Origin of the sequence: Virgibacillus necropolis, from assembly GCF_002224365.1 — a bacterium.
In the GTDB taxonomy this organism is placed as follows: Bacteria; Bacillota; Bacilli; order Bacillales; family Amphibacillaceae; genus Virgibacillus_F; species Virgibacillus_F necropolis.
Window position 1 is genome coordinate 1,383,277 of the sequence record NZ_CP022437.1, and the last position, 23,198, is coordinate 1,406,474.

Annotated in this window: 19 protein-coding genes; 14 read left to right on the forward strand and 5 right to left on the reverse strand. The window is 38.8% G+C overall.

Features of this window, described 5'->3' with window-relative positions:
• Nucleotides 1-9 precede the first annotated feature (9 nt).
• The 8 genes from CFK40_RS06350 (at nt 10) to CFK40_RS06380 (ending at nt 9,278) form a co-directional block, all read left to right on the forward strand.
• A complete protein-coding gene (locus CFK40_RS06350) occupies nt 10-1,296 on the forward strand; it encodes a sugar ABC transporter substrate-binding protein (protein WP_089531514.1) in 1,287 nt (428 codons plus the stop codon).
• 85 nt (nt 1,297-1,381) lie between these two features.
• Nucleotides 1,382-2,680 (forward strand): carbohydrate ABC transporter permease, encoded by a 1,299-nt coding sequence (locus tag CFK40_RS06355; protein WP_089531515.1) that lies wholly within the window; start codon nt 1,382-1,384, stop codon nt 2,678-2,680.
• Nucleotides 2,681-2,685: 5 nt separating this feature from the next.
• Nucleotides 2,686-3,528 (forward strand): sugar ABC transporter permease, encoded by an 843-nt coding sequence (locus tag CFK40_RS06360; RefSeq protein ID WP_089534307.1) that lies wholly within the window; start codon nt 2,686-2,688, stop codon nt 3,526-3,528.
• Nucleotides 3,529-3,569: 41 nt separating this feature from the next.
• Nucleotides 3,570-5,924, forward strand: a complete 2,355-nt coding sequence (locus CFK40_RS06365) for a glycoside hydrolase family 31 protein (RefSeq protein WP_089531516.1) — start codon at nt 3,570-3,572, stop codon at nt 5,922-5,924.
• A 26-nt stretch (nt 5,925-5,950) separates the two neighbouring features.
• Complete coding sequence (locus CFK40_RS06370) at nt 5,951-6,973, forward strand: LacI family DNA-binding transcriptional regulator (protein ID WP_089531517.1); 1,023 nt, start codon at nt 5,951-5,953, stop codon at nt 6,971-6,973.
• A 166-nt stretch (nt 6,974-7,139) separates the two neighbouring features.
• A complete protein-coding gene (locus CFK40_RS06375) occupies nt 7,140-7,604 on the forward strand; it encodes a flavodoxin (protein ID WP_089531518.1) in 465 nt (154 codons plus the stop codon).
• A 30-nt stretch (nt 7,605-7,634) separates the two neighbouring features.
• Complete coding sequence (locus CFK40_RS20940; RefSeq protein ID WP_161493841.1) at nt 7,635-7,811, forward strand: hypothetical protein; 177 nt, start codon at nt 7,635-7,637, stop codon at nt 7,809-7,811.
• A 543-nt stretch (nt 7,812-8,354) separates the two neighbouring features.
• Complete coding sequence (locus CFK40_RS06380; RefSeq protein WP_227001880.1) at nt 8,355-9,278, forward strand: DMT family transporter; 924 nt, start codon at nt 8,355-8,357, stop codon at nt 9,276-9,278.
• Nucleotides 9,279-9,308: 30 nt separating this feature from the next.
• Here the strand turns inward: CFK40_RS06380 and CFK40_RS06385 are convergent, their stop codons facing one another.
• The gene (locus CFK40_RS06385; RefSeq protein ID WP_089531520.1) at nt 9,309-10,646 is read right to left on the reverse strand and encodes a short-chain fatty acid transporter; all 1,338 of its coding nucleotides are present in this window, start codon (nt 10,644-10,646) and stop codon (nt 9,309-9,311) included.
• Between the two features lie 190 nt (nt 10,647-10,836).
• On the opposite strand from CFK40_RS06385, the gene CFK40_RS06390 reads away from it, so the two are divergent.
• The 6 genes from CFK40_RS06390 to CFK40_RS06415 all read left to right on the forward strand — a co-directional run bounded on the left by CFK40_RS06390 (nt 10,837) and on the right by CFK40_RS06415 (nt 17,072).
• Nucleotides 10,837-11,829, forward strand: coding sequence for an N-acetylglucosamine kinase (locus CFK40_RS06390; RefSeq protein ID WP_089531521.1), 993 nt, complete (start codon nt 10,837-10,839; stop codon nt 11,827-11,829).
• Nucleotides 11,830-11,835: 6 nt separating this feature from the next.
• Nucleotides 11,836-12,705: a MurR/RpiR family transcriptional regulator gene (locus tag CFK40_RS06395; RefSeq protein ID WP_089531522.1), complete on the forward strand. Its 870-nt coding sequence runs from the start codon at nt 11,836-11,838 to the stop codon at nt 12,703-12,705.
• A gap of 186 nt (nt 12,706-12,891) precedes the next feature.
• A complete protein-coding gene (gene murQ, locus CFK40_RS06400) occupies nt 12,892-13,803 on the forward strand; it encodes an N-acetylmuramic acid 6-phosphate etherase (RefSeq protein WP_089534308.1) in 912 nt (303 codons plus the stop codon).
• Between the two features lie 79 nt (nt 13,804-13,882).
• Nucleotides 13,883-15,220: an ABC transporter substrate-binding protein gene (locus tag CFK40_RS06405; protein WP_405196573.1), complete on the forward strand. Its 1,338-nt coding sequence runs from the start codon at nt 13,883-13,885 to the stop codon at nt 15,218-15,220.
• Between the two features lie 105 nt (nt 15,221-15,325).
• The gene (locus CFK40_RS06410) at nt 15,326-16,219 is read left to right on the forward strand and encodes a carbohydrate ABC transporter permease (RefSeq protein WP_089531523.1); all 894 of its coding nucleotides are present in this window, start codon (nt 15,326-15,328) and stop codon (nt 16,217-16,219) included.
• 10 nt (nt 16,220-16,229) lie between these two features.
• Nucleotides 16,230-17,072: a carbohydrate ABC transporter permease gene (locus CFK40_RS06415; RefSeq protein WP_089531524.1), complete on the forward strand. Its 843-nt coding sequence runs from the start codon at nt 16,230-16,232 to the stop codon at nt 17,070-17,072.
• 246 nt (nt 17,073-17,318) lie between these two features.
• Here the strand turns inward: CFK40_RS06415 and CFK40_RS06420 are convergent, their stop codons facing one another.
• The 4 genes from CFK40_RS06420 to CFK40_RS06435 form a co-directional block, all read right to left on the reverse strand.
• Entirely contained in the window at nt 17,319-18,566 is a 1,248-nt protein-coding gene (locus CFK40_RS06420; RefSeq protein WP_089534310.1) for an exo-beta-N-acetylmuramidase NamZ family protein, read from the reverse strand.
• A 33-nt stretch (nt 18,567-18,599) separates the two neighbouring features.
• Nucleotides 18,600-20,705 carry a glycoside hydrolase family 3 protein gene (locus CFK40_RS06425; RefSeq protein WP_089531525.1) on the reverse strand — a complete coding sequence of 702 codons (2,106 nt, stop codon included), beginning with the start codon at nt 20,703-20,705 and terminating at the stop codon, nt 18,600-18,602.
• Nucleotides 20,706-20,720: 15 nt separating this feature from the next.
• The gene (locus tag CFK40_RS06430) at nt 20,721-22,421 is read right to left on the reverse strand and encodes a serine hydrolase domain-containing protein (RefSeq protein WP_089531526.1); all 1,701 of its coding nucleotides are present in this window, start codon (nt 22,419-22,421) and stop codon (nt 20,721-20,723) included.
• A gap of 300 nt (nt 22,422-22,721) precedes the next feature.
• Nucleotides 22,722-23,174, reverse strand: a complete 453-nt coding sequence (locus tag CFK40_RS06435; RefSeq protein ID WP_089531527.1) for a hypothetical protein — start codon at nt 23,172-23,174, stop codon at nt 22,722-22,724.
• Nucleotides 23,175-23,198: the final 24 nt, after the last annotated feature.

Here is a 23,198-nt window from a genome sequence, read left to right on the forward strand (position 1 = left end):
TCAAATTAGATGAAAAAGTGGCTTGGTACTATTTTTGGCATGATGCTTTTAATAGGGTTATTAGTAGCGTGTGGTCCAGAAGAAACAAAACCAACCGATAGCAGTTCTAATGAAGACGGTGAAAAAGCAACAGAAGAAATGCCTGAAAAGCCTGAAAAGCTAACAGTTTGGGTGAATGCTGAAGAGAAGCAAGAAGAGGCAGTAAAACAAATTACGGACAAGTACACTGAGGAAACCGGGATCGATGTAGAAATGGTTCCAATTAATATGTTAGACCAGGTGGAAAAACTAAATGTAGAGGGTCCTGCTGGTAACGGTCCAGACATTATTTTTCAACCACATGATCGTATCGGTGACTTAGTTCTTCGTGGGCTAGTTGCACCAGTTAACTTAGGGGAGACAGAATCTGAATATACCGATACAGCATTACAGGCTGTTAAATATGATGGGGATTATTGGGGTTATCCAGCTGTTATCGAGACATATGCCATGTATTATAATAAATCCTTGGTAGATGAAGCACCTGCAACAATGGAAGATCTAATGGCAATTGCGAAGCGTGATACGAAACCAGAGGAAGATAAATTTGGTTTCCTTATGGAAGCAGCGAACTTCTATTTTGTTTATCCATTCTTCTCTGGTAATGGAGCGTACGTTTTTGCGAATGAAGATGGGAATTATGATATTTCTGATATGGGACTTGCTAATGAAGGCGCGATTGAAGGTGGAAAACTTGTTAAATCATGGTTTGATAATGGTTATATTCCGCAAGATTTAACACCTGATATAATGAATGGCTTATTTAAAGAAGGAAAAGTTTCAACTGTTATTAATGGACCTTGGATGGTTCGTGAATATAGTGATGCATTAGGTGATGATTTAGCTACGGCGCCATTACCTAAACTAAGCAATGGTGAAGTTCCTAAGTCATTTGTAGGGGTGAAATCTTACATGCTTTCTTATTACTCAGAAAACCCTGAGTGGTCACAAGACTTGATGACGTTTATTACAAATGAAAAAAATGCAATGACCTATTATGAAGTGGCTGGAGAACTTCCGCCGCGTAAAGACTCTTTGGAGAATCCAGTAATTGCAGAAGATCCAATTTACTCAGCGTTTGCTGAGCAAACAACGTATGGTGAACCAATGCCAAGTGTACCAGCTATGCAGCAAGTGTGGGATCCAATCAATAATGCTTTATCGTTTATTTCAAAAGGTGAGCCTGTAGAACCAGTATTGAAAGAAGCGGTTAAGATTATTCAGAATCAAATTGAAGCATCTGGAGCGACTGAATAAAAATAAATACACATTGCATGTATGGGAGGTGAGTACCTTCCATATATTGCATTTTTGATACTTTAATACATAGGGGGTTACGTATGTGCGAGATAAACAATCAAAACAAAGAAACGGATTAAGACAGCCCCGCAATTTTGCAACTCTTTTATCTATCATCGTTCCTGGGTTAGGGCAATTATATAACCGGAGAATTTTTAAAGGGATTTTGTTCCTGATTATAACTACATCCTTTTTAGTTACTAGCTGGCACTACATTGATATTGGAATATGGGGATTGTTTACGCTTGGTACAATTCCACGTGAACATCATTCTATTCAGCTTTTGATTCAAGGATTGATTTCGCTGATTGTGCTTGCATTTGGTGTTGCCATTTATATTTCTACTATTAAAGATGCACGGCGCGACGCAATCGCCAGAGAAGAAGGGAAGCCAAAACCTTCATTACTAAGTGGAATCACTAGCTTCTATGATCGTGGTTTTCCATATTTTATGATTCTTCCTGGATTAATGATGCTACTTTTCGTTGTAGTATTACCATTATTATTTATGGTTAGTTTAGCTTTCACAAATTATAACCAATACAATGCACCACCACGAAAGTTACTTGATTGGGTCGGGATTGATAACTTTGCGGCACTTTTTGATGTAGGAATTTGGCAAGATACATTTTTAAATGTTTTTACTTGGACAATTGTGTGGACGATCGTTGCAACAACTTTGCAAATTGTGCTAGGTCTGTTTTTAGCGCTACTTGTAAACGATAAACGAATCAAATTCAAACGGACTTTACGAACCGTATTGATTTTACCTTGGGCAGTTCCTGCATTTGTATCTATCTTAATTTTTTCGGCGCTGTTTAATCCGACGTTTGGTGCGATAAACCGTGATATTTTAAGTCAATTTAATATTATGATTCCTTGGCTATCCGATCCATTTTGGGCGAAAACTGCGCTTATCATGATTCAAACATGGCTAGGCTTTCCATTTGTTTTTGCATTATTTACTGGTGTTCTGCAAAGTGTGCCAGCGGATATGTATGAAGCAGCAGATGTCGACGGAGGAACTCGTTTTCAAAAGCTGCGATTTATCACATTACCACATGTGCTGTTTGCCACCGCTCCGCTTTTGATCATGCAGTACGCAGGAAACTTTAATAACTTTAATATTATTTATCTATTTAATGAAGGTGGTCCAGCCGTTCGAGGGCAAAATGCTGGTGGGACTGATATTTTAATTTCATGGGTCTATAAGCTAACATTTGAAACGAACAATTACAATATGGCAGCTGCGATTACCATTATTATGGGATTGATTATTTCGATCTTTGCCTTTTTCCAATTTAGAAAAACGGCAGCATTTAAAGAGGAGGGACGTTACTAATGGCGATGCATTCCAAAACAAAATCTAAAATCGAAGTAACGTTCATTTATCTATTTTTCTTGGTAATGTTTATCGTCATTGGTTATCCGTTATTTTGGGCGTTGATGATGAGTGTTAACCCTGGTTCGAACATGCTTGTTACAAATCTTTTTCCAGACAATCCAACATTTGAACATTATATTTGGTTGTTCACAGATCCAGGTAGTGATTATGTCACGTGGTATAAGAACAGTTTATATGTCGCGGTTGTAAACTCGGTTTTATCTGTAATTATCACCTCGCTGATTGCCTATGCGTTTTCACGTTATCAATTTTTTGGACGCAAATATGGATTATATTTGTTCTTATTATTGCAAATGTTCCCGGCCTTAATGGGAATGGTTGCCCTTTACATTTTGTTAAATACAATCGGATTAACGGATTCATTATATGGTTTAATGTTGATTTATATTGGCGGTCAAATACCGTTTAATGCGTGGCTCGTAAAAGGATACCTTGATACGATTCCAAAAGAATTGGATGAAGCTGCCAAAATTGATGGGGCAGGTCATTTGAAAATTTTCTGGACGATCATACTGCCGCTTGCTAAACCGATATTGGCAGTTGTTGCTTTGTTTAACTTTATGGCACCATTTATGGACTTCTTGTTACCACGAATCGTATTAACAAGTCCAGAAAACTATACATTAGCACTCGGACTATACAATTTTATCAATGATCAATTTTCAACGAACTTTACACGGTTTGCAGCTGGATCCATCTTAATTGCAATACCAATTGCACTTGTATTTTTATTGTTACAACGTTATTTAATTTCTGGATTAACAAGTGGTGCAACGAAAGGTTAAGCTTTACACACCTAAGGAAATAAACGACAGGAGGAACACCAATGCTTGAGGATACAAGTTTTGCTATTCACCCAGATAATGATAAACAATCGAATGCAGAAGCATTTCGAGATATTGGTCATGTAGTAGATTATAAAAAGAATGAATCCCACTATACGTTTATTTGTAAACACGGACACGTAATTATCCAATTTTTCACACCATCAATTGCACGAATTGTCATGAATCCAACTAAAGAACCGTCATTAGATGAATCCAAAACAGTTGTTGCCAAACCTGAGCTAGTACATGTTGAGGAAATAATAGGCGAAGAAATGACAACGTTGAAAACTGAACAACTTACCCTTGAAATAAAACAAGCCCCGTTTCGTGTGACTGTTTATGATGCTAAAGGAACTGTTCTTCTTGATGAAGGGGAACGTGGAATGGGGCATAAAGTCTCTGGTGAAGTAATTGCCCACAAAAAAATGAATGACTCGGATCATTTTTATGGTTTTGGAGAAAAGTCTGGATTTCTGGATAAACGCGGTGAAAAATATACGATGTGGAACACGGACGTGTATGCACCACACAACCCAGAAACTGATCCGTTGTATGAGTCTATTCCGTATTTCATGACCCTTCGTGAAGGACGCGCACATGGTGTGTTTTTTGATAATACATTTCGTACTGTTTTTGATATGAAATCAGCTGAAGATACTTACGCGTTTATGGCAGAAGGCGGACAGCTTGATTATTATGTTATGGCTGGGCCGAGCCCGAAAAACGTATTGACACAATACACGCATTTAACGGGTAGGATGCCAATACCACCTAAGTGGGCACTCGGTTATCATCAGTCGAGATATAGCTACGAGTCAGAAGCGGAAGTTCGTGCACTAGCAGAAAATTTCGTGGCACGTGATATTCCAGTTGATGTGATTCATTTGGATATCCATTATATGAACGGCTACCGCGTATTTACGTTTGATAAAGAAAAATTTCCAAATCCAAAGAAAATGATTGCAGATCTGCGTGCGATGGGAATTCGGATTGTTCCGATTGTTGACCCAGGTGTAAAAAAAGATAGTGAGTATGAGGCTTATCAAGAGGGTGTTCGTGGCGATCATTTTTGTAAATATATTGAAGGCGAAATATATTTTGGCGATGTCTGGCCTGGTTCGAGTGCATTTCCTGATTTCACGGATGAAAAAGTGCGCAAATGGTGGGGAGAAAAGCACGCTTTTTATACCGATTTAGGGATTGAAGGTATATGGAATGACATGAATGAACCAGCTGTATTTAACGAAACAAAAACGATGGATGTAGCTGTTATGCACGGGAACGATGGCGTGCCAAAAACCCATCGCGAGCTCCATAATGTATATGGTCTTCTAATGGGAGAAGCTACCTATGAAGGAATGAAAGAACAGCTTCATGGAAAACGTCCATTTTTGTTAACGCGTGCAGGGTATGCTGGTGTTCAGCGCTATGCATCTGTTTGGACGGGGGATAACCGTAGTTTCTGGGAGCATCTTCAAATGTCCTTGCCAATGTGTATGAACCTTGGGTTATCAGGTGTTCCATTCACAGGCCCAGATGTTGGTGGATTTGCGCATGATACGAATGCAGAACTATTGGTACGTTGGATGCAGGTTGGTGCATTCACACCATATTTCCGTAATCATTCTGCGATTGGTACGCATTATCAGGAACCTTGGCAATTTGGCCCAGATAACGAAGCAATTATGAAAAAGTATATACAAATGCGCTATGAATGGATGCCGCAATTGTATTCCTGGTTTTACCAAGCAAGTGTCACCGGACTTCCTGTAATGCGTCCATTATTGATGGAGTTTCCAAACGATGTTAAAACATATAACTTGAACGATCAATTTATGATTGGTGATAACGTTGTAATCGCACCAATTCTGGCTCCAAGTGTTACCGATCGAGCAGTATATTTGCCAGAAGGTGAGTGGGTTGATTTTTATAATGGAACGGTTTATTGCGGAAATCAAACCCATTTAATCCATGCAGAATTAGCTGAGCTTCCGATTTTTGTGAAAAAAGGAACAGCACTTATGCAATCGGAGTGGACGTCTAATGCCGATAAAAAGCCGCAACATGTATGGATGGATATTTTTGCAGGAACAGACGATGAAAAATACGTTTTTACGTATTATGATGATGACGGAGAAACATTTGCGTATGAGAATGGAACATATGTGAAACTGGAAGTGGAAATCGTCTCTGAAAAAAATGCTGTTCATGTCACGATTTTAAACCAAGAGGGTGACTTTGTGCCGGTTTATAGTACAATTGGGTTACGAGTTCACGGACTAGCTGATGATCAAAAGCTTTTTCTAAATGGTAAGGGTGCTCGTGACAAAGCATCCATATCTTTTGTAAAGTAAATTAAAAATAGTAGAGGGTGGAACAATTGAATGTAACAATTAAAGATGTAGCAAAAGCAACAGGAGTGTCGCCCTCCACTGTATCTAGAGTAATTGCGGATAATCCGAGAATTAGTATCGAAACGAAAAAACGCGTGCGAAAAGCGATGAAAAGCCTAGGCTACCATCCCAATGTCAATGCACGGAATCTCGTGGGGAAATCTACGAAAACGATTGGTGTCATTATGCCATCTTCTGCAGATAAAGCATTGCAAAATCCGTTCTTTCCTGAAATTTTACGGGGAATTAGTTCTTATATTCACGACATGCAATATTCTTTATTTTTATCAACCGGTGAAACAGAGGATGAAATCTTTGAAGAAGCGCAACGAATGGTATACGGGAGCTATGTCGATGGTGTTATCCTGTTGTATTCACGTGCAAATGACAGGTTGATGCACTTTTTACGTGATCAAGAATTTCCGTTTGTAATTGTAGGGAAACCGTATGAATATATGAACGAAATAACATACGTCGACAATGATAACGTTGCAGCGGGTAAAGAAATCACGGAACACCTCATCCAATTAGGACATGAAAAAATTGCCTACATCGGTGGCTCCAAGGAATTATTTGTGACTTCTGATCGGGAATCAGGTTATGAATCAGCCATGCTCGCAGCAGACTTGGATGCTCCAGCAAACTATAGGTTTCATGCTGAGTTTTTGAAATCTGGTGGACGAGAAGCGGTTGAGCATTTATTTTCACTTGATACCCCGCCAACAGGACTTGTTATTAGTGATGATCTGATAAGTTTTGGTGTGCTTAGTATGCTAGAGGAATTTGGGTTTTCTGTACCAGACGATGTTTCGCTTGTTAGCTTTAATAATGTCTATTTATCGGAAATTATCCGACCAGCACTCACTACGGTTGATGTCAAAATTCATACCCTGGGTGTTCAATCGGCCAAGGCACTAATCGAAAAAACAATAAATAAGGCTGAACCAGCTAAGCGTATCATGATTCCACATACGATTGTTTTTCGGGATTCAGCTAGCGAACGTAACTAATCGAGGAAGGGAGCAATGTATGGTGGCTTCCTTTTTTGATATGTAAATATAAATCAATCTATAATGTCACATTTATGACATAATAAGAAAGTTTCCTTCTTAAATAATTGAATACAATTATGACTATCAATTAAACTAGAGATAGAAGAAGGAGCTGTAAAATTATATGAGTAGGATACTAATGCTTTATGCGAGTGTAACTGGTAATACGGAAGAGTTAGCAGTAGCCATCGCAGAAATGCTACAAAAATATAATCATGAAATAAACATGAAAACATTTGATGCAGATGCAATAGATGTGGAGGAATTTAATAAATATGATGCAGTCTTGGTCGGAACGTACTCGTGGGACGATGGCGCGATGCCATATGAAGTCGAGGATTTTTATGATGAGCTAGAAGATGTTGATATAACTGGTAAATTGGTCGGTGTTTTTGGTTCCGGTGATACGTTCTATTTAGAAACATTTGGTGGTGCAATTGAGTTGTTGGGGGAACGCTTTGTCGAACTGGGTGCAGATGTTTTGCCAGACTGGATTAAGGTTGATTTGGAGCCTGATGAAAAGGACTTTGCACGGTGCCAGAAATTTGTTGAAGAGTTGAATAGGAAGCTTGAAAGTATGACCGAATAAACTGTTCAAGAATCAATTGGAGATACGATTATGGCAATGTCAATTAAAAAAATCATTTTACATAAATTAAACATGCGATTAAAATTCCCGTTTCAAACTAGCTTCGGAGCAGTCCAAGATAAACCGCTTTTTATCGTTGAAGCGATTGATGCGGAAGAACACAGTGGTTTTGGTGAATCAGTTGCATTCCCTAGTCTTTGGAATTGAGGGCGCCATTTGGGATTTGTACGCAAAGCAACACGGGCAAACATTGGCCGAGGCGCTTGGAGGAGTTAAGTCTGAGATTGATGTAGGGGTAAGTCTTGGGATCCCGCCTACAATTTAGGAGTTGCTCAAGAATGTCGACTACCATGTGAAACATAGGCTGTATCTCGCTAAATACTGATGAAATGCGTAAAGTTGCTGGTGCTTTTAGCTAAAGTTGATGATAAACCATCGAATTTTGCTGATTGCTTACTTGCGTGATACCCTGGGAAAGCAAAAAAAGACCTTGACGACTCCCAGCTGGAGGTCAAGGTAAAAATTATCAATCATACGGTGAATGAATTTCGGGGAGGGAAAACCACTCACCAGCTGTTAATTTTTGCTTATCTCCACTATAAAGGTGATTGAATATAAAAGTCTATACCAATAAAGTCACAAAAAACTTGGGAAACATTGTAGAACTGTGTCAAAAGATGTAGGTATTATGTATTGTTTTTTATAGTTTTTACAATGATTTAAAGCATTAAACAAAGGATGGAAAAGCTAGTGAATAAAGATAAAACCTTCTTGTCATTATTAACAAAACATAAATGGGCCGTGTGGTTGACGATTCTTTTGATTACAATTATTTGGGGATATGCATGGGTGCTCATGAAGCTATCACTCAATTATATGGGTCCCTTCACGTTTTCCGCATTTAGATTTGCGGTCGGTTCGCTAACACTACTATTGATTGTCTGGATTTCGAAAATGGGCGTACCACCTAGGGCAATGTGGAAGCACTTAATCATATTAGGTGTACTGCAGACGTCTGTCGTTTTTTTACTTGTAATGTATGGTTTGCGATTTGTTGACGCAGGGAAGTCGTCCGTACTTTTGTATTCTATGCCGCTTTGGAGTAGTCTTTTTGCCGCAAAATACCTTGGTGAAAAAATCACACCTGCTAAATTAACTGGACTGTTGATTGGTATGCTCGGTCTTTTAACCATACTTGGTTGGGATATTTGGATCGGTCAGAACGTCAACGTTATTATCGGTGAATCGCTTATTATTCTAGCAGCGATTTCGTGGGGAATTGCAAATGTTTATTATCGACTCAAACTGCAAGATATGCCTAAACTACAGTCATCTGCTTATCAAATGCTGTTTGGTACGATAGGGATTATTGTAGCGACACTTTTTATCGAATGGGGTCAACCACTTAGTCTACATGTAAATAGCATTTATTATATTTTATTTACTGGCGTTTTTGCTTCCGCACTATGCTTCACTGTGTGGTTCTACATTCTTAGTATTATTGATATGGTAACTGCAACATTAGCAACCTTACTTGTTCCAATTTTTGGACTGTTGTTTAGTCGATTGATTTTGGGTGAGACATTCACCCTTGGCATCACGATGGGATCAACGTTAATCATAATTGGGATTATTGTTGCACAAGTGAAAAAGAGAAATAGTCCTCGCCGTTAAGTTTAGCGAGGGCTATTTTTTAATGGTAATTTAGAAGAACAATAGACCAATGGAAATTGGTATAAAGCTATAGATTAATATCATTACGCAAAAGCCCATTATATCGCGTACCTTAAGTCCAGCAATTGCTAATAATGGCAATGCCCAAAACGGTTGGATCATGTTCGTCCATGCATCACCCCATGCAACAGCCATTGCAGTTTTGGCAGTATCAACTCCGATTTCGAGTGCAGCGGGAATCATAATTGGCCCTTGTACCGCCCATTGCCCACCACCAGATGGTACGAAGAAATTCACTAAACCAGCACTGATGAATGCGAATAATGGAAAAGTAAATTCGGTTGAAATACTGACAAACCACAACGACATTTGTTCTGAAAGGCCTGAAGCAACCATCATGCCCATGATTCCTGCATAAAATGGAAACTGGATAACAATTCCGCCGACATTTTTAACAGCATTGGTTACACTATGTAAAAACCTGCGTGGGGTTCGGTGAAAAATGATTCCCAGGAAAAGGAATATGAAGTTGACAATGTTAATATTCAAATCAAGTCCGTTAGCCGTAAAATGATAAATAATGAATGCAAACCCCATGACACCGATTAGCAATGAGATAATTTGACTGTTTTCTAAACGTTCAGCAGGTGTTAGTTTTTCTGATGAATCTGTTGAATGTTCATCTATTTCTTCTGTATCATCTGGTCGCCAGGATGCTGGGTCGGTAGTATTCAAAGTGTCTCTTGATTTCATTAAAAACCTGTTCAATAGTGGAAGTGTTAGCAGTAATACTAGCACAATGAATAGATTGAAACTGCTAAATAGCGTTTCTGTTACAGGAACAACTCCCATTGTATCTTCTAAAAAGTGACCAGGTGTTGCAATTAATAATGGGATGGAACCTGAGAGACCACCATGCCACAAAAGAAAACCACTATATGCACTGGCCATTAATAGACGATAGTCCACTGTTGGAACCCGTTTAGCTACATGAATAGCAAGAAGCGCTCCGACAACTAAACCGAATCCATAATTTATTATACAAGCAATAGCAGCGACAAATGTAACCAATAAAATTGCCTGGCCCGGCGTGTTTGCAAGTTTGCTGATTTTGATTAGCAGATTTTTAACAATTGGTGTACTAGCTAAAATATAACCAGTAACAACGATGAGGGACATCTGCATTGCAAAAGCTAGTAAATCCCAGAAGCCCCCGCCCCAGTACTCAATCATTTGAACTGGTGAGCTTCCCGTAATACCAATACCTAGTAAAAAGACGACAAATGTTAAAATAATTGCAAACAAAAATGCGTCAGGTAAATACCGTTGAACAATTCTATCAAAAAAAGATGTGATAGATTTAAACATTTTTTCTCCTCCTTTTTCCAAAATTCCAAGCATATTTTTTCAATAAATAAAAAACAAACCATATATATGATAGTATCAGAAGAACATGTATAGTGACATAAAATTTTAAATTAATAATTGTTTCTTAACATATAGTTATATAGAATAAAGAATAACCGCTACAAAAATGATTAATTAAGGATGAAGATGTATGGAATATGTAATCGGGATTGACGGTGGAGGGACGAAAACCGAGGCATTGATGGCTGATGAGAACGGTACTATTGTAGCAAGTACATTTGGAGGTCCGACGAATCCAAATGTATTAACAACAGAAGAACTCTATCAAACATTGGAAGCACTAGTACATGATTTAAACCAACAAGTGCCCGGTCAATTCACCAATGTAGCACATTTATTTGCAGGGATATCAGGTGCTGGTGAAAAGAAGAATCAAGAAAAAATTAAGCGGATTTTCACTCGGTTATTACCTACTACCACTTTAATAGAGGTATATCCAGACTCAATAAATGCACTGTACTCAGGAACGTTTGGCGAGCCGGGCATTGTTCAAATATCTGGTACAGGTTCAATCACATATGGAATTAATAATCAGTTAATCCATGACCGAGTTGGTGGATGGGGTTATTTATTTGGTGATGAAGGTAGCGGTTATGACATCGGTAAACAGGGGATAGTGGCAGCGCTTAAAGCCTTCGATGGACGTGGCAAAGATACGATTTTACTGGAAATGCTTTATGACCTTTTTCAAGTGAAGGATGGACATGAATTAATTCGTGATTTATACGCCTCCTCAATGCCTAAGGAAAAAATTGCACCTATTAGCCAGGTTGTCTTTAAAGCGTATGAACTACATGACGCTGTTGCACAAGACATCGTGGCAAATGTAGTAGACGAACTAAAATCTAGTATAGTAACATTGCATAAGAAGCTTTTTGATAATAAAGAAAATGTGCAGCTCGTTCTTTGTGGTGGTGTTTTTTCTGACAAAACTATACTTCCCCCATTGATCGAAAAAGAATTAAAACGGTATAACACGGAGTTTTCCATTGTTATCCCTGAATTTCCCCCAGTAGGTGGGTCATTAATTGGTGCATATCTATCTATGAATACGTGTATAGATAACAAAATGATCACAATGATAAAAGATGGCTATAAGAAAATAAATAAGAAGAGTAGGTGATTTTTAGTGTCTCACATTAAAGGGGGATTAGTCATTTTAAAAGAAATGGTGAATAGTCTACCTCCATCAGAGAAAAAAATTGCGCACTATATACTAAATAATCCAGAAGAATCAATCCATTTAACTGCCATGGCGTTGGGGGAGAAAAGCCAGACCAGCAGCGCTGCAGTAATTCGATTATGCAAATCACTGGGTTTTGGTGGGTTTCAGGAATTAAAGATTCGAGTCACAGGTGATTTGCAGGATCAAGTAGTAAAAGGTTATCGGGACATACAACCTAAAGAAGCATACAAAGACATCATAGGAAAAGTTACCTCAAACACGATACATACATTAAAAGAAACAGTGGATATCATGAATGTTGAAGATTTGAAAAAAGCTGTAACTACATTAACTAACGCAAAGTCTATTTTATTTGTTGGATTTGGGGCTTCTCATATTGCTGCAAAAGATGCGGAACAAAAATTTCAGCGGATTAATAAACAAGCCCAAGCTTCATCAGATGTCCATATGGCAGCAACATCTATTGCAAATAAGGGCCCTGAAGATGTAGTTGTTGGTATTTCTTTCTCAGGAAAAACTTCTGAAGTAGTTAAATTATTGGAGCTTGCCAAACATAAAGGAGTCCAAACAATCAGCATAACTAAATATGGAAAGACACCAGTTACAAATTTTTCGGATATAAAGTTATTTACTTCAGCGGCAAGAGAAGCTACCTTCAGAAGTGGTGCCACGTCATCACGTATTGCGCAACTTCATATGATTGATATTTTATTTATGTGTTTAGCGTCTGAAGAGTATGATGAAACAGTGAGACATCTGGACGAAACAAGAGAAGCAATCTCATTTTTTAGGGGGGATTCTTCAAAAAAGTAAGTAAAAAATTATAATTGGTTTTAACTTTATAACCACTGAAATATTATTACTAAAAACGGAATGGCTTATTGACAAAATAATTCAACACGATTATAATAAAAACGACTTCACAAGATTGAAATTATTTTGAAAAGTTCTTTGAAAGCGCTTAATCATCAAGTTAATTTTAAGGAGATACATATGCCAATGAAATTATCTGCTTTAACAACAGAAAAACGAAATGAAAATAGTATGGAACTAGATCAACTGTCAACTATCGATATTTTAAAAACAATTAACCAGGAAGATAAAAAGGTTGCAGAAGCTGTTGCGGATGCTTTACCAAAAGTTGAAAATGCGATTGAACAAATTTATCAAGCATTATCAAAAGGTGGAAGACTATTTTACGTCGGTGCAGGAACAAGTGGAAGACTTGGGGTCATTGATGCATCTGAATGTCCTCCTACATTTATGACCTCGCCAGAAATGGTGCAGACGGTTATGGCAGGTGGAATGGGCGCGTTTGTAAATGCAGTTGAAGGATCTGAGGATGATGAACGTCAAGGGGCAGCAGATTTAAAAGAGAGAAACCTTACAAAACATGATGTGGTAATTGGAATTACAGCAAGCGGGCGAACACCCTATCCAATAGGAGCTTTAAAGTTCGCACACTCGATTGGCGCATACACGGTGGGATTGTCTTGTAACGAAAATGCACTAATTAGTCGATATGCTGATTGTGAAATAGAGGTGGTGGTTGGACCTGAAGTTTTAACAGGGTCTACTAGAATGAAAGCAGCCACTGCACACAAAATGATTCTGAATATGATTAGTACAACCACAATGGTGAAGCTTGGTAAAGTCTATGAAAACCTGATGGTCGACGTACATGCAAGTAATTATAAATTGCTAGAAAGAGCAAAACATACAATTATGGAAGTCACCAATGTTACATATGAAGAAGCAGAATACGCACTTACATTGACAAATAAGGAAGTTAAACCAGCAATTGTTATGCTAGAGTGTGACACAACGTATGAAAAGGCAAAATATGCTATACAGCAAAGTAATGGTTATGTTAGAAAAGCGATTGACTATTTGAATAAGAATCAATCCTAATTTTAGAAGTGCCATTAATAGTTTCATTAACTGTTAGTGTGTTTCATATAATTTTAGTAAATAAAAGGGGGAGAACAACTTGAAAAGGTTATTTAAAGGTCCTGGTTTGTTGGTACTTATGGCCATTTTTATGCTTGCTTTCGTTGTTGGTTGTAACAACGAGGAAGAAAGCGGAGGTGAGTCAGAAGGTAATAATGCCAGCAGTGATGGAGAAATTTCTGGCAAACTTGAAATTCAGTATTTTGTCGGTGGGTATGGGGATGCCTGGTGGAAAGAAGTAATCGCAGGCTATAAAGAAAAATATCCTGATGTTGAAGTTGTTGAACATGCTGGACCAAATATAAATGAAGAAATGAAAACCCGTTGGATCTCTGGTAATCCACCTGATGTGGTTTACATTGATGGAGCAGGATCAAGTGAAACACAAATGGTAGAAGATGAGCAATTAATGGATCTTACCGAATGGGTTGAAACGATAAAACTTGAGGATGGAACACCATTAATGGACAGTTTCATTGTACCGCCTAGCGATTATGATGGAAAGATTTTTAGTTTACCACTTGTTTTTGATACATGGGGAACATGGTACGATAAAAAGATGTTTGAAGAAGGCGGCTACGAAGTTCCAAGCGACTTTGATAGCTGGATGACTTCAATGGGTAAAATTAAGGAAGAAGAAGGAATTGCTCCATTTACAACAACTGGTCAATATCCATATTACTTCTTAAGAGGTGTATTGTACCCTGCATTTGCATCTGTCGGCGGAGATGAATTATTAGCTTCTGTTATCAATGGTGAAGAAGGTGCATGGACAAGTGAACCTGTTTTGGAAGTGATGAAAAAGGTTCAAAAAATGCAAGAAGCAGGATATATTGACCCTGGTTTTGCAGCACTAAGCCATACACAGTCACAAATGAACTTCATACTTGGTAAAAATGCTTATATTCCAGTAGGTTTCTGGTTACCGAATGAGATGGCAAAGGATGTTCCAGATGATTTTGAATTTGGTTTCATTCCTTCACCAATGAACGAGGCAGGGGAACCAATGGTAGTTGTTCCAGATTTACGTCCTTTGGCAATCGCTAAAGATGCGAAAAACCCTGAAGCTGCAAAAGCCTTTGTAGAATTTGCTTACCAAAAGGAGTACGCTTCTAAATTTGCTGAGTTAACCGGAGCCTTGATGAATATGAAAGGCGTCGATATCGCGAGCAATGAAAATGTACCTGCATACTTGAAAGATGCAAACGAAATGATTAATGATCCAGAACAAGTATCTATTCACCATAAGCCTCATCCAATGAGTGCTGATTTGGAAACACCGATTAGTGATGCACTAGTTGCGTTAATGCTTGGAGAAATTGATGCTGAAGAATTTTGTAAGCGAGCAGAAGCAGCGGCTGCGGATTATCGCGGTTAATAGGAATTAAATTGTTTAGCTAGAAATCAGGGATGTAAAGGCAGGTTCCTGCCTTTACATCTTTTTCTAATAATTTATTTTTTAAAAAAGGATGGAGGGACCCGAATGGTTCAGTCCAAAGGTAAAAAAGTTAGGTTTCTCTTGTTTTGTTTGCTCCCAACCTTGCTAGTATTTGGGATATTTACGATTTATCCTTTACTCAACGGTCTTTATTTATCTTTCTTTGAATGGTCTGGAGCTGGCGGAGAGAAGGAATTTATCGGCTTTGAGAATTACATGACATTATTTAGCGATCCAATCATACCTAAAGCAATATGGCATGATTATTTTTTAGTTTTTGCTAAGGTGTTCGGAATCATGATTTTAGCTACATATTTTGCAGTTGCACTTACACAGCTGAGACTTAAAGAATCGCCTTTTTATCGTATTATTTTCTTTTTCCCGAATATCATGTCTGTTGTTGTTATTGGTATATTATGGACATTTATCTTTAACCCTGATTTAGGTTTAATCAATTCAGGACTAAGAGCTATCGGACTGGAAAGCTGGACGAGGCCATGGTTAGGGGATCTTGATTGGGCGTTACCTGCACTTGTACTGCCATCCGTTTGGGCAGGAATTGGTTTATTTATGCTCTTACTAATGGGTGGAATCGCAAATATTCCTAAGAGTATGTATGAAGCGGCAGACATTGATGGTGCTAGTAACTGGCAACAGTTTTGGCGGATAACGGTTCCACTCGTTTGGCCACAAATTAAGACATCCATTTTGTATATTGTTATTACAACATTAAATGGCTCCTTTATTATCGTACAAATCATGACAAGAGGTGGCCCAAACAATGCCACGCAAGTAATGGGTTCATACCTATACCAAGAAGCATTTACCGAATATAATTTCGGTTACGGAGCTACGATTGGTGTAATGATTTTAATCTTGTCTTTGGCTACAATACTGGTACTACAATTCTTGTTAAGAAGAGATAAGGTTGAATATTAGGGGGGAAAACATGACTCAGAGAATTAGTAGACTATTAATGAAAACTGTTATTCGTATTCCATTAATAGTATGGTCGCTGGTTGTTCTGTACCCAATTGTATGGATGTTCTTGGGAGCGTTTAAATCAAATGGGGAAATTTTTGCATCACCATGGGCATTGCCAGAAACATTCAACTTTGGCAACTTTGTCACAGCATGGACGGATTATAACATCGGATCCAGTTTTATGAACAGTTTATTTGTAACTGTGCTCGGTACGGCGTTGTGTCTAGTATTTGCTATACCAACCTCATATGCAATTGAACGAATCAAATTTCGGTCTAGTAAAATATTATTTAATACATATTTATCTGCAATGATGATTCCGATGGTACTAGGATGGATTCCATTGTTTTTCCTTCTATTAAAATTTAATATGCTAGATAACTTATGGGCTTTGTCACTTGTTTATGCAGTAACACAAATTCCTTTCAGCATATTTATTTTGACTAGCTTTATGAGCAGCATTCCTAAAGAATTGGAGGAAGCAGCCGCAATTGATGGTATGTCACAATATGGCATTCTATTAAAAGTGGTTACGCCATTATTAACGACTGGGATTATTACCGTTTCGATCATGAATGCTGTTACGTTCTGGAATGAGTATTTTATGGCGTTGATTTTCCTACAAACAGATGGGAATTATACGCTCGGGTTAGCAATGGATTTAATGAACAGAGAAGCGCAGTACACAAACGCCTGGGGTGCTTTGTTTGCCGGCCTTTCTATTGCTATTATTCCGGTCATGATTATCTACGCAATTTTCCAGCGCTGGATTGTTAAAGGAATGATGGAAGGGGCATTAAAAGGATAGGACAATGTTGGCCAAACTCAGGCGACACGAGGCCGAATTCAAAAGGCACGAACCCAAACTCGGGAGAACGCACCCAAACTCGAGAGACACACATCCGAACTTGGGAGACACACATCCGAACTTGGGAGACGCACACCCAAACTCGGGAGAGCAATATTGTCGCTCACCTTTTAAATTTAAATATGTTTAGAAAAAAAACCTTGACCACCCGCTAGAGTGGTCAAGGTTTTATAATGGTTCTATATTTTAATACAATAAATACTCTTCTCTAACCTCTTTAAACTCGTTTAAATCCTCTTGCCATTGTTCCTTCATTGATTCAACTGACTCGCCGTTTTCAATCGCTTCTCGAATCCAGCCATTTCCGATTAAGTTATCGAAGAATGATACACCTGAACTGTTTTCTGCTCGGAAAGCGAAGTCTTCAGGATATAAATCATGGATCGTTTTCACGATGTGCAGACCCGTTTCTATTGGATGGAAGGCTTCTTTTTTAGTCACATGAATTTGTATGCCATGGCTTAATGTACCACTATGCTTTGAGAATGCTGGTGTGAATGATGCTGCACGGAATGCTACTCCAGGTAAATTTAAGTCATTTAAAGTTGTTGCTAATTCTGTGCTGTTAATGAATGGTGCACCAATTAATTCGAACGGCTTTGTCGTACCTCGTCCTTCTGAAACGTTTGTACCCTCAATCAACGCTGCACCAGGGTAGACCATTGCTGTTTCAGGTGTTGGCATGTTAGGTGACGGCATCACGAACTCAAGTGGGGTGTCATCATAGTGCATGTTCCGCTTCCAACCATCCATTTCTACTACAGTTAAATCTGCTCCAATGTTAAACTCCGTATTAAAAAATTTTGCTAGTTCTCCAACTGTCATACCATGGCGTAATGGAATTGGATATTTTCCAACGAATGATGCATATTCTGGATCTAGAACTGGTCCTTCAACTTTAGTTCCACTTAGAGGGTTAGGCCGATCCAACACAATAAAAGGGATATTGTTTTCTTGAGCAGCTTCCATTGCATATGCCATAGTATAGATATACGTGTAAAATCTTGTTCCAACATCTTGAATATCGAATACGAGTACATCAACGTTTTCTAACATTTCAGGTGTTGGTTTACGAGTTTCTCCGTATAAACTAAATACAGGTAAACCAGTATTTTTATCAATATAGTAATCTACATATTCACCTGCCTGGGCACTGCCACGAACACCGTGTTCCGGGCCATACAATGCTGTTAAGTTGATATCAGGATCATTGTGCAGAAGATCGACAATACTATTTAACTCCTGGTCAACTCCTGTTGGATTGGTGATTAATCCCACACGTTGTCCCTCGAGCAAATCCTTTTGTTCATCCAGTAATACTTCAACCCCTAATTGGAATTTTTTGTTCTTGTGATGTCCTTTGTGCTTGCCATTATTATCTGCAGAAACTCCTGACATAGTAGTCATTACCAAAATAGATACTAACATTACCATGATTAATTTTTTCACGATACATTCCCCTCTCATTTAATAAGATAGTCCGTGACCAAATTCGTATAGCACATCACCATTTAAACCGGGTATGGTGACAGGTAGTAATCCAGTTGGTGTATTTTCCTCAAATATCGTTGCAGCTGTAGCATCAAAGCTAGCTTCTCTAAATCCGTATTGTGCAATGTAGGAATCAATTGTTGGAAAAGCCATAATGTCGTATGGATTTCGAATGCCTACTCCAATTACAGGCGATTCGGTGCTTTCGATAACTTGATTGACCATTTGCATTTGTGAGCTATCAACAGATCTACCGCTCACATTGTACGTGTAGGTTCCAACGATAATTTTGTCTGCAGCTTGTACGATGCTTAATTGTTCATCTGATAAAGGGCCACTTGCTCTGATGACCTCTGTATTTGCATGAAACACCTTGACAGCATCGTATAGTGAAGAAACATAAGCATTACCGACCACAACAATCTTTTGATCAGTTGTCACGTCTAACGGCAATACATCATCGTTTTTCACAAGTGTGATAGATTGCTCAGCCGCTTCTTTTTCTACTTGTTTATGTGCTTCAGATCCGACTACTTCATTAGCATTCTCTATTATTTCGCTGATTGGAGTAGGGTTTTCTTCCTTAATTATTCCTCGCTTGATTTTTAGTGTTAAAATTCGTTCGACAGATGCTTCGATTCGTTCTTCAGAGATTTCTCCCGATTCAACAGCATCATACAAACCGTTAGCAACTTCTTCTAAGCCAACAGGCATCAATACGATGTCCGATCCAGCTTTCACCGCTCTGATTGCAGCGTCAACGGAACCAAAGTGATCTTGGATTGCACCCATGTTTAATGCATCCGTAATGATCAAACCTTCAAATCCCATGTCCTCACGCATAAGCCCAGTAAGTACCTTATGAGAAAGTGTAGCTGGTAACGAGATTTCTGTTCCATCTTTTTTTGAAATAACCTTTGTATCATCGATTTTTGGGAATGTCACATGTGCTGTCATGATTGCATCTATTCCAGCTTCCATCGCTCGTTGAAATGGATAAAGTTCAACTTCCCTTAATCGCTCTAGATCATAAGGGACCTCTGGCAATCCAAGATGGGAATCAACTGCTGTATCACCGTGTCCAGGAAAATGCTTTGCGGTTGCAGCAACACCAGTACTTTGTAATCCTTTTGTATAAGCAATTCCGAGTTCCGCAACAAGTTGAGGGGATTCACCAAATGAGCGAACGCCAATTACTGGGTTATCTGGATTGTTATTGACATCAAGTACTGGCGCAAGGTTCATGTTTATTCCGAGTGCTTTTAATTCTTCACCAATAGCCTGTCCAACATCGTGCGAAATTTCTGTTGACCTGGTAGCCCCTAGCGCCATGTTACCTGGCATGTCAGTTCCAGATTGTAGGCGAGTAACGATTCCACCTTCCTGATCAATGGTCATGAGTAATCCATATTTTTCAGAGGCTTCTTGGTAATCAGCAACTAGTTTTGCTGTTTGCTCAGTTGTTACAACATTTTCTCTGAAAAGAATAACGCCACCAAGATGGTAATCTTTGACCATTTGTTCGATTTCGGGCAACATTTCTGTTACGTTCTCGCCGTTCCAGTTGCGAAAGTCTGGCATTAATAGTTGACCGACTTTTTCTTTCATCGTCATTCCATCAATAGCGTTTGAGATGATGTTATACTTATCACCCTTTTGTTTCACAACTTTACCGCTTGAAGTTGGCTTGCCTTTCTTGTTCGATTTGTCGACTTTAAAATCGACGGCTATTCGATCCTCAAAACTGTCAGTTGAAACGGTAATGAAGGACCGCCCATTTTGGCCAGTAAATGTAACAACACCGTTTTCATCAACAGTCGCAACATTTTCATTGGATGAATCCCAATCTAGATCTTCAGATGTTTTGGTAAAATGCCCATCCTCATAAAGATTAAGAGCCTGTAAAGTAACTTTTTTATCCTTCACTTCGGTCGCGGCTTCAGGAACGTTCTGTAACAAGACTAGATCCTTGACCTGATCCTTTTCTGCCGCAAAACTGTGATTGGAAGCGAAAGTAAGTTGGCTACCAAGCATGGTAAGAATGACAAGCAAAACTAACGGTATTCGTTTAGACGTTTTCATTCGTATCCCTCCATTTTAGTAATTACGTTTTGCCCATTGATCGGTGTTATTAAATTGAAGCGATGTCTGGTTGCCATGATTGTCTTGTATTTTTGCATTTGTTACATACCATCCTCGGCCATTTGTAGAAGAGTCTGTTTGATAATGGAATCTGATGAACTTAGTGCCCTCAGGGAGTTGAACTTCTTTTGACTGCCAATCGATACTACTGCCTGATAATGGCGAGATAGCAGTTGTCCAGTTCGTTCCATCTGACGAAATCTCCACCAATCCATAATCATAGCTTTGTTCAATTCGATACCATGTATCAAATGTGAGCGTAGCATCCGATTCGATATCTACCTTTGCAGTAAGAGAACTAGTTAGCTTGTCCCCATAACCCGAAAACCATGCATCCTGCCCCTTTGGAACAGAAACCGGAATAGCATCAGCCACCTGTCGTGCAAATTGTCGTCTAGCAGGATTAGTTGAAACCCCTACACGGCTAGGATGAACAGTGTTTGTAAGCAAAATCGCAATCGTATCGTTGTTTAAATTAACAGCAATAGATGTTCCTGTATAACCAGTATGCCCAATGGTTGATGCTTCTGATAATGCATCCATATACCAGCCTTGCGCAAGTTCCCATCCTAATCCATGTTCATTTCCAGTGAATTGTGGTATTTGATTTTCGACTAACAATTGAATGGTTTCAGGTTGCAGGATTTGTTTGCCGCCATACCGGCCATCGTTGATAAACATATGTGCAAGAATAGCTAGATCATTAGCGGTTGAAAAAACACCAGCATGACCAGCTACACCATCTAGGGACCAAGCATTTTCATCGTGTACATCGCCCCATACAAGGCCGCGGTTGGTCCATGGCTGATATTCAGTTGCGGCAATTCGATTTTTTAACGATTCTGGTGGGTTATACATGGTGTCTGTCATGTTAAGTGGCTCTAGTAGGGTATCATTTACAAACTCATCAAGGCGTTTACCTGATAAACGCTCGATTATTGCACCTAGTGTGATCATGTTCAAATCACTGTAGGTATACGTTGTTCCTGGAGGATTATCTAATGGATAGTTAAAAACATAGTCCAACCGATCTTCGCGACTGTCCCCGATAGTATAGAGAGGAACCCATGCCTTGAATCCGGAAGTGTGTGTCATCAATTGTTTGATGGTCACATCTTCTTTTCCGTTTTGAGCAAATTCAGGAATGTACTCGGAAACTGGATCGTTCAATTCAAAGTAACCTTGTTCATATAATTTCATAGCAGCTGTCGTAGTAAAAATCTTACTAAGGGATGCGATATCGAAAATAGTATCCTTTTGCATTTCAATCGGATTATCAACAAGATTACCTTCATCATCCTCATACAATAGTGCATGACCATAAGCTTCTTGTTGGACGATATGACCACGCCTCGCGACAAACGTTACAGCACCAGGCATGGCGTCTTCAGCAATTAGTGATTCTATAATCGGATCTATCTCGTTTAGCGGGCGTTGCATCATTCCTGCACCTCTAGCAGATCCTGGATGCAAAACTGGTGAGGTTGGTCCTGGTGTACCCCACGAAAATACAGGATGGGGTCGTTCTTGCGCTTTCTTTTTGTTTTGTTTCTCAATCGTAGGTGGGGGTGATGCACTTACTGGAATTGCAGTGGTTACTAGCAATGACGACGTTAGGATCACAGACAATGAAGCAAAAAACAACTTTCGGTGCATAAGCTTTTTTCCTCCAATCTATTAATTTGTGAAAAGGCTTACATTTACTAGTTTAACTATACTAGTATTCTGTTATAGACGTCTATACCACTTAAGTCACGAAAAACTTGGGAATTGTTGTAGAAGTGTGTCAATGGGCGGGGGTAATTTGTAGGAGTTTGAATGTCTTTTGGATCAACTTCGCCGTAATGTCGATCAACTTTCTTGGATCACGATTAACTTTTTGATATTTAGGATCTACTTTACCTTGAAGTCGATTGACATTCTAGTAATCTGGATCGACTTCAATAGAGTAGAAAATCAAAAAGGAAGGTTCTCATCGTCTATATTTGATACTGCGTCCTTTTTTGAATTCGAATTACCTTCATCCTGTTCCCATTCCTCCCATGTTAATCCAAAGTGGGCTCCGCCTGATGTATAACCAGCAATAAAAGCAAATGTTTCATTGCTTTCTTCGTCGACAAATTCATTATTCTTTCGCATTTCAGCAGCCTTTTGTTTTTTGGTTTGTTTCTGTTTTTGAATTAATGCGTCCTTTAGTTTACGTTTATATTCATCATTAAAAGAATATCCGAGTATTTCCAGTTCATTAACTGCACACATTTTATCTACTCCAAAATGTGCGCTATAGCCCTTTACTAGATTTTTCCCATTAAACGTTGGGATCCAATGTGGTGCTGCCTGAAGTCTTCCGTGGCAATTTTGGCGTCTATGTCTTGGGGTTTTTGCTTTATTTTTCTTCCGTTTTCCCATGTGAAACCCTCCCGTTCTTATTTT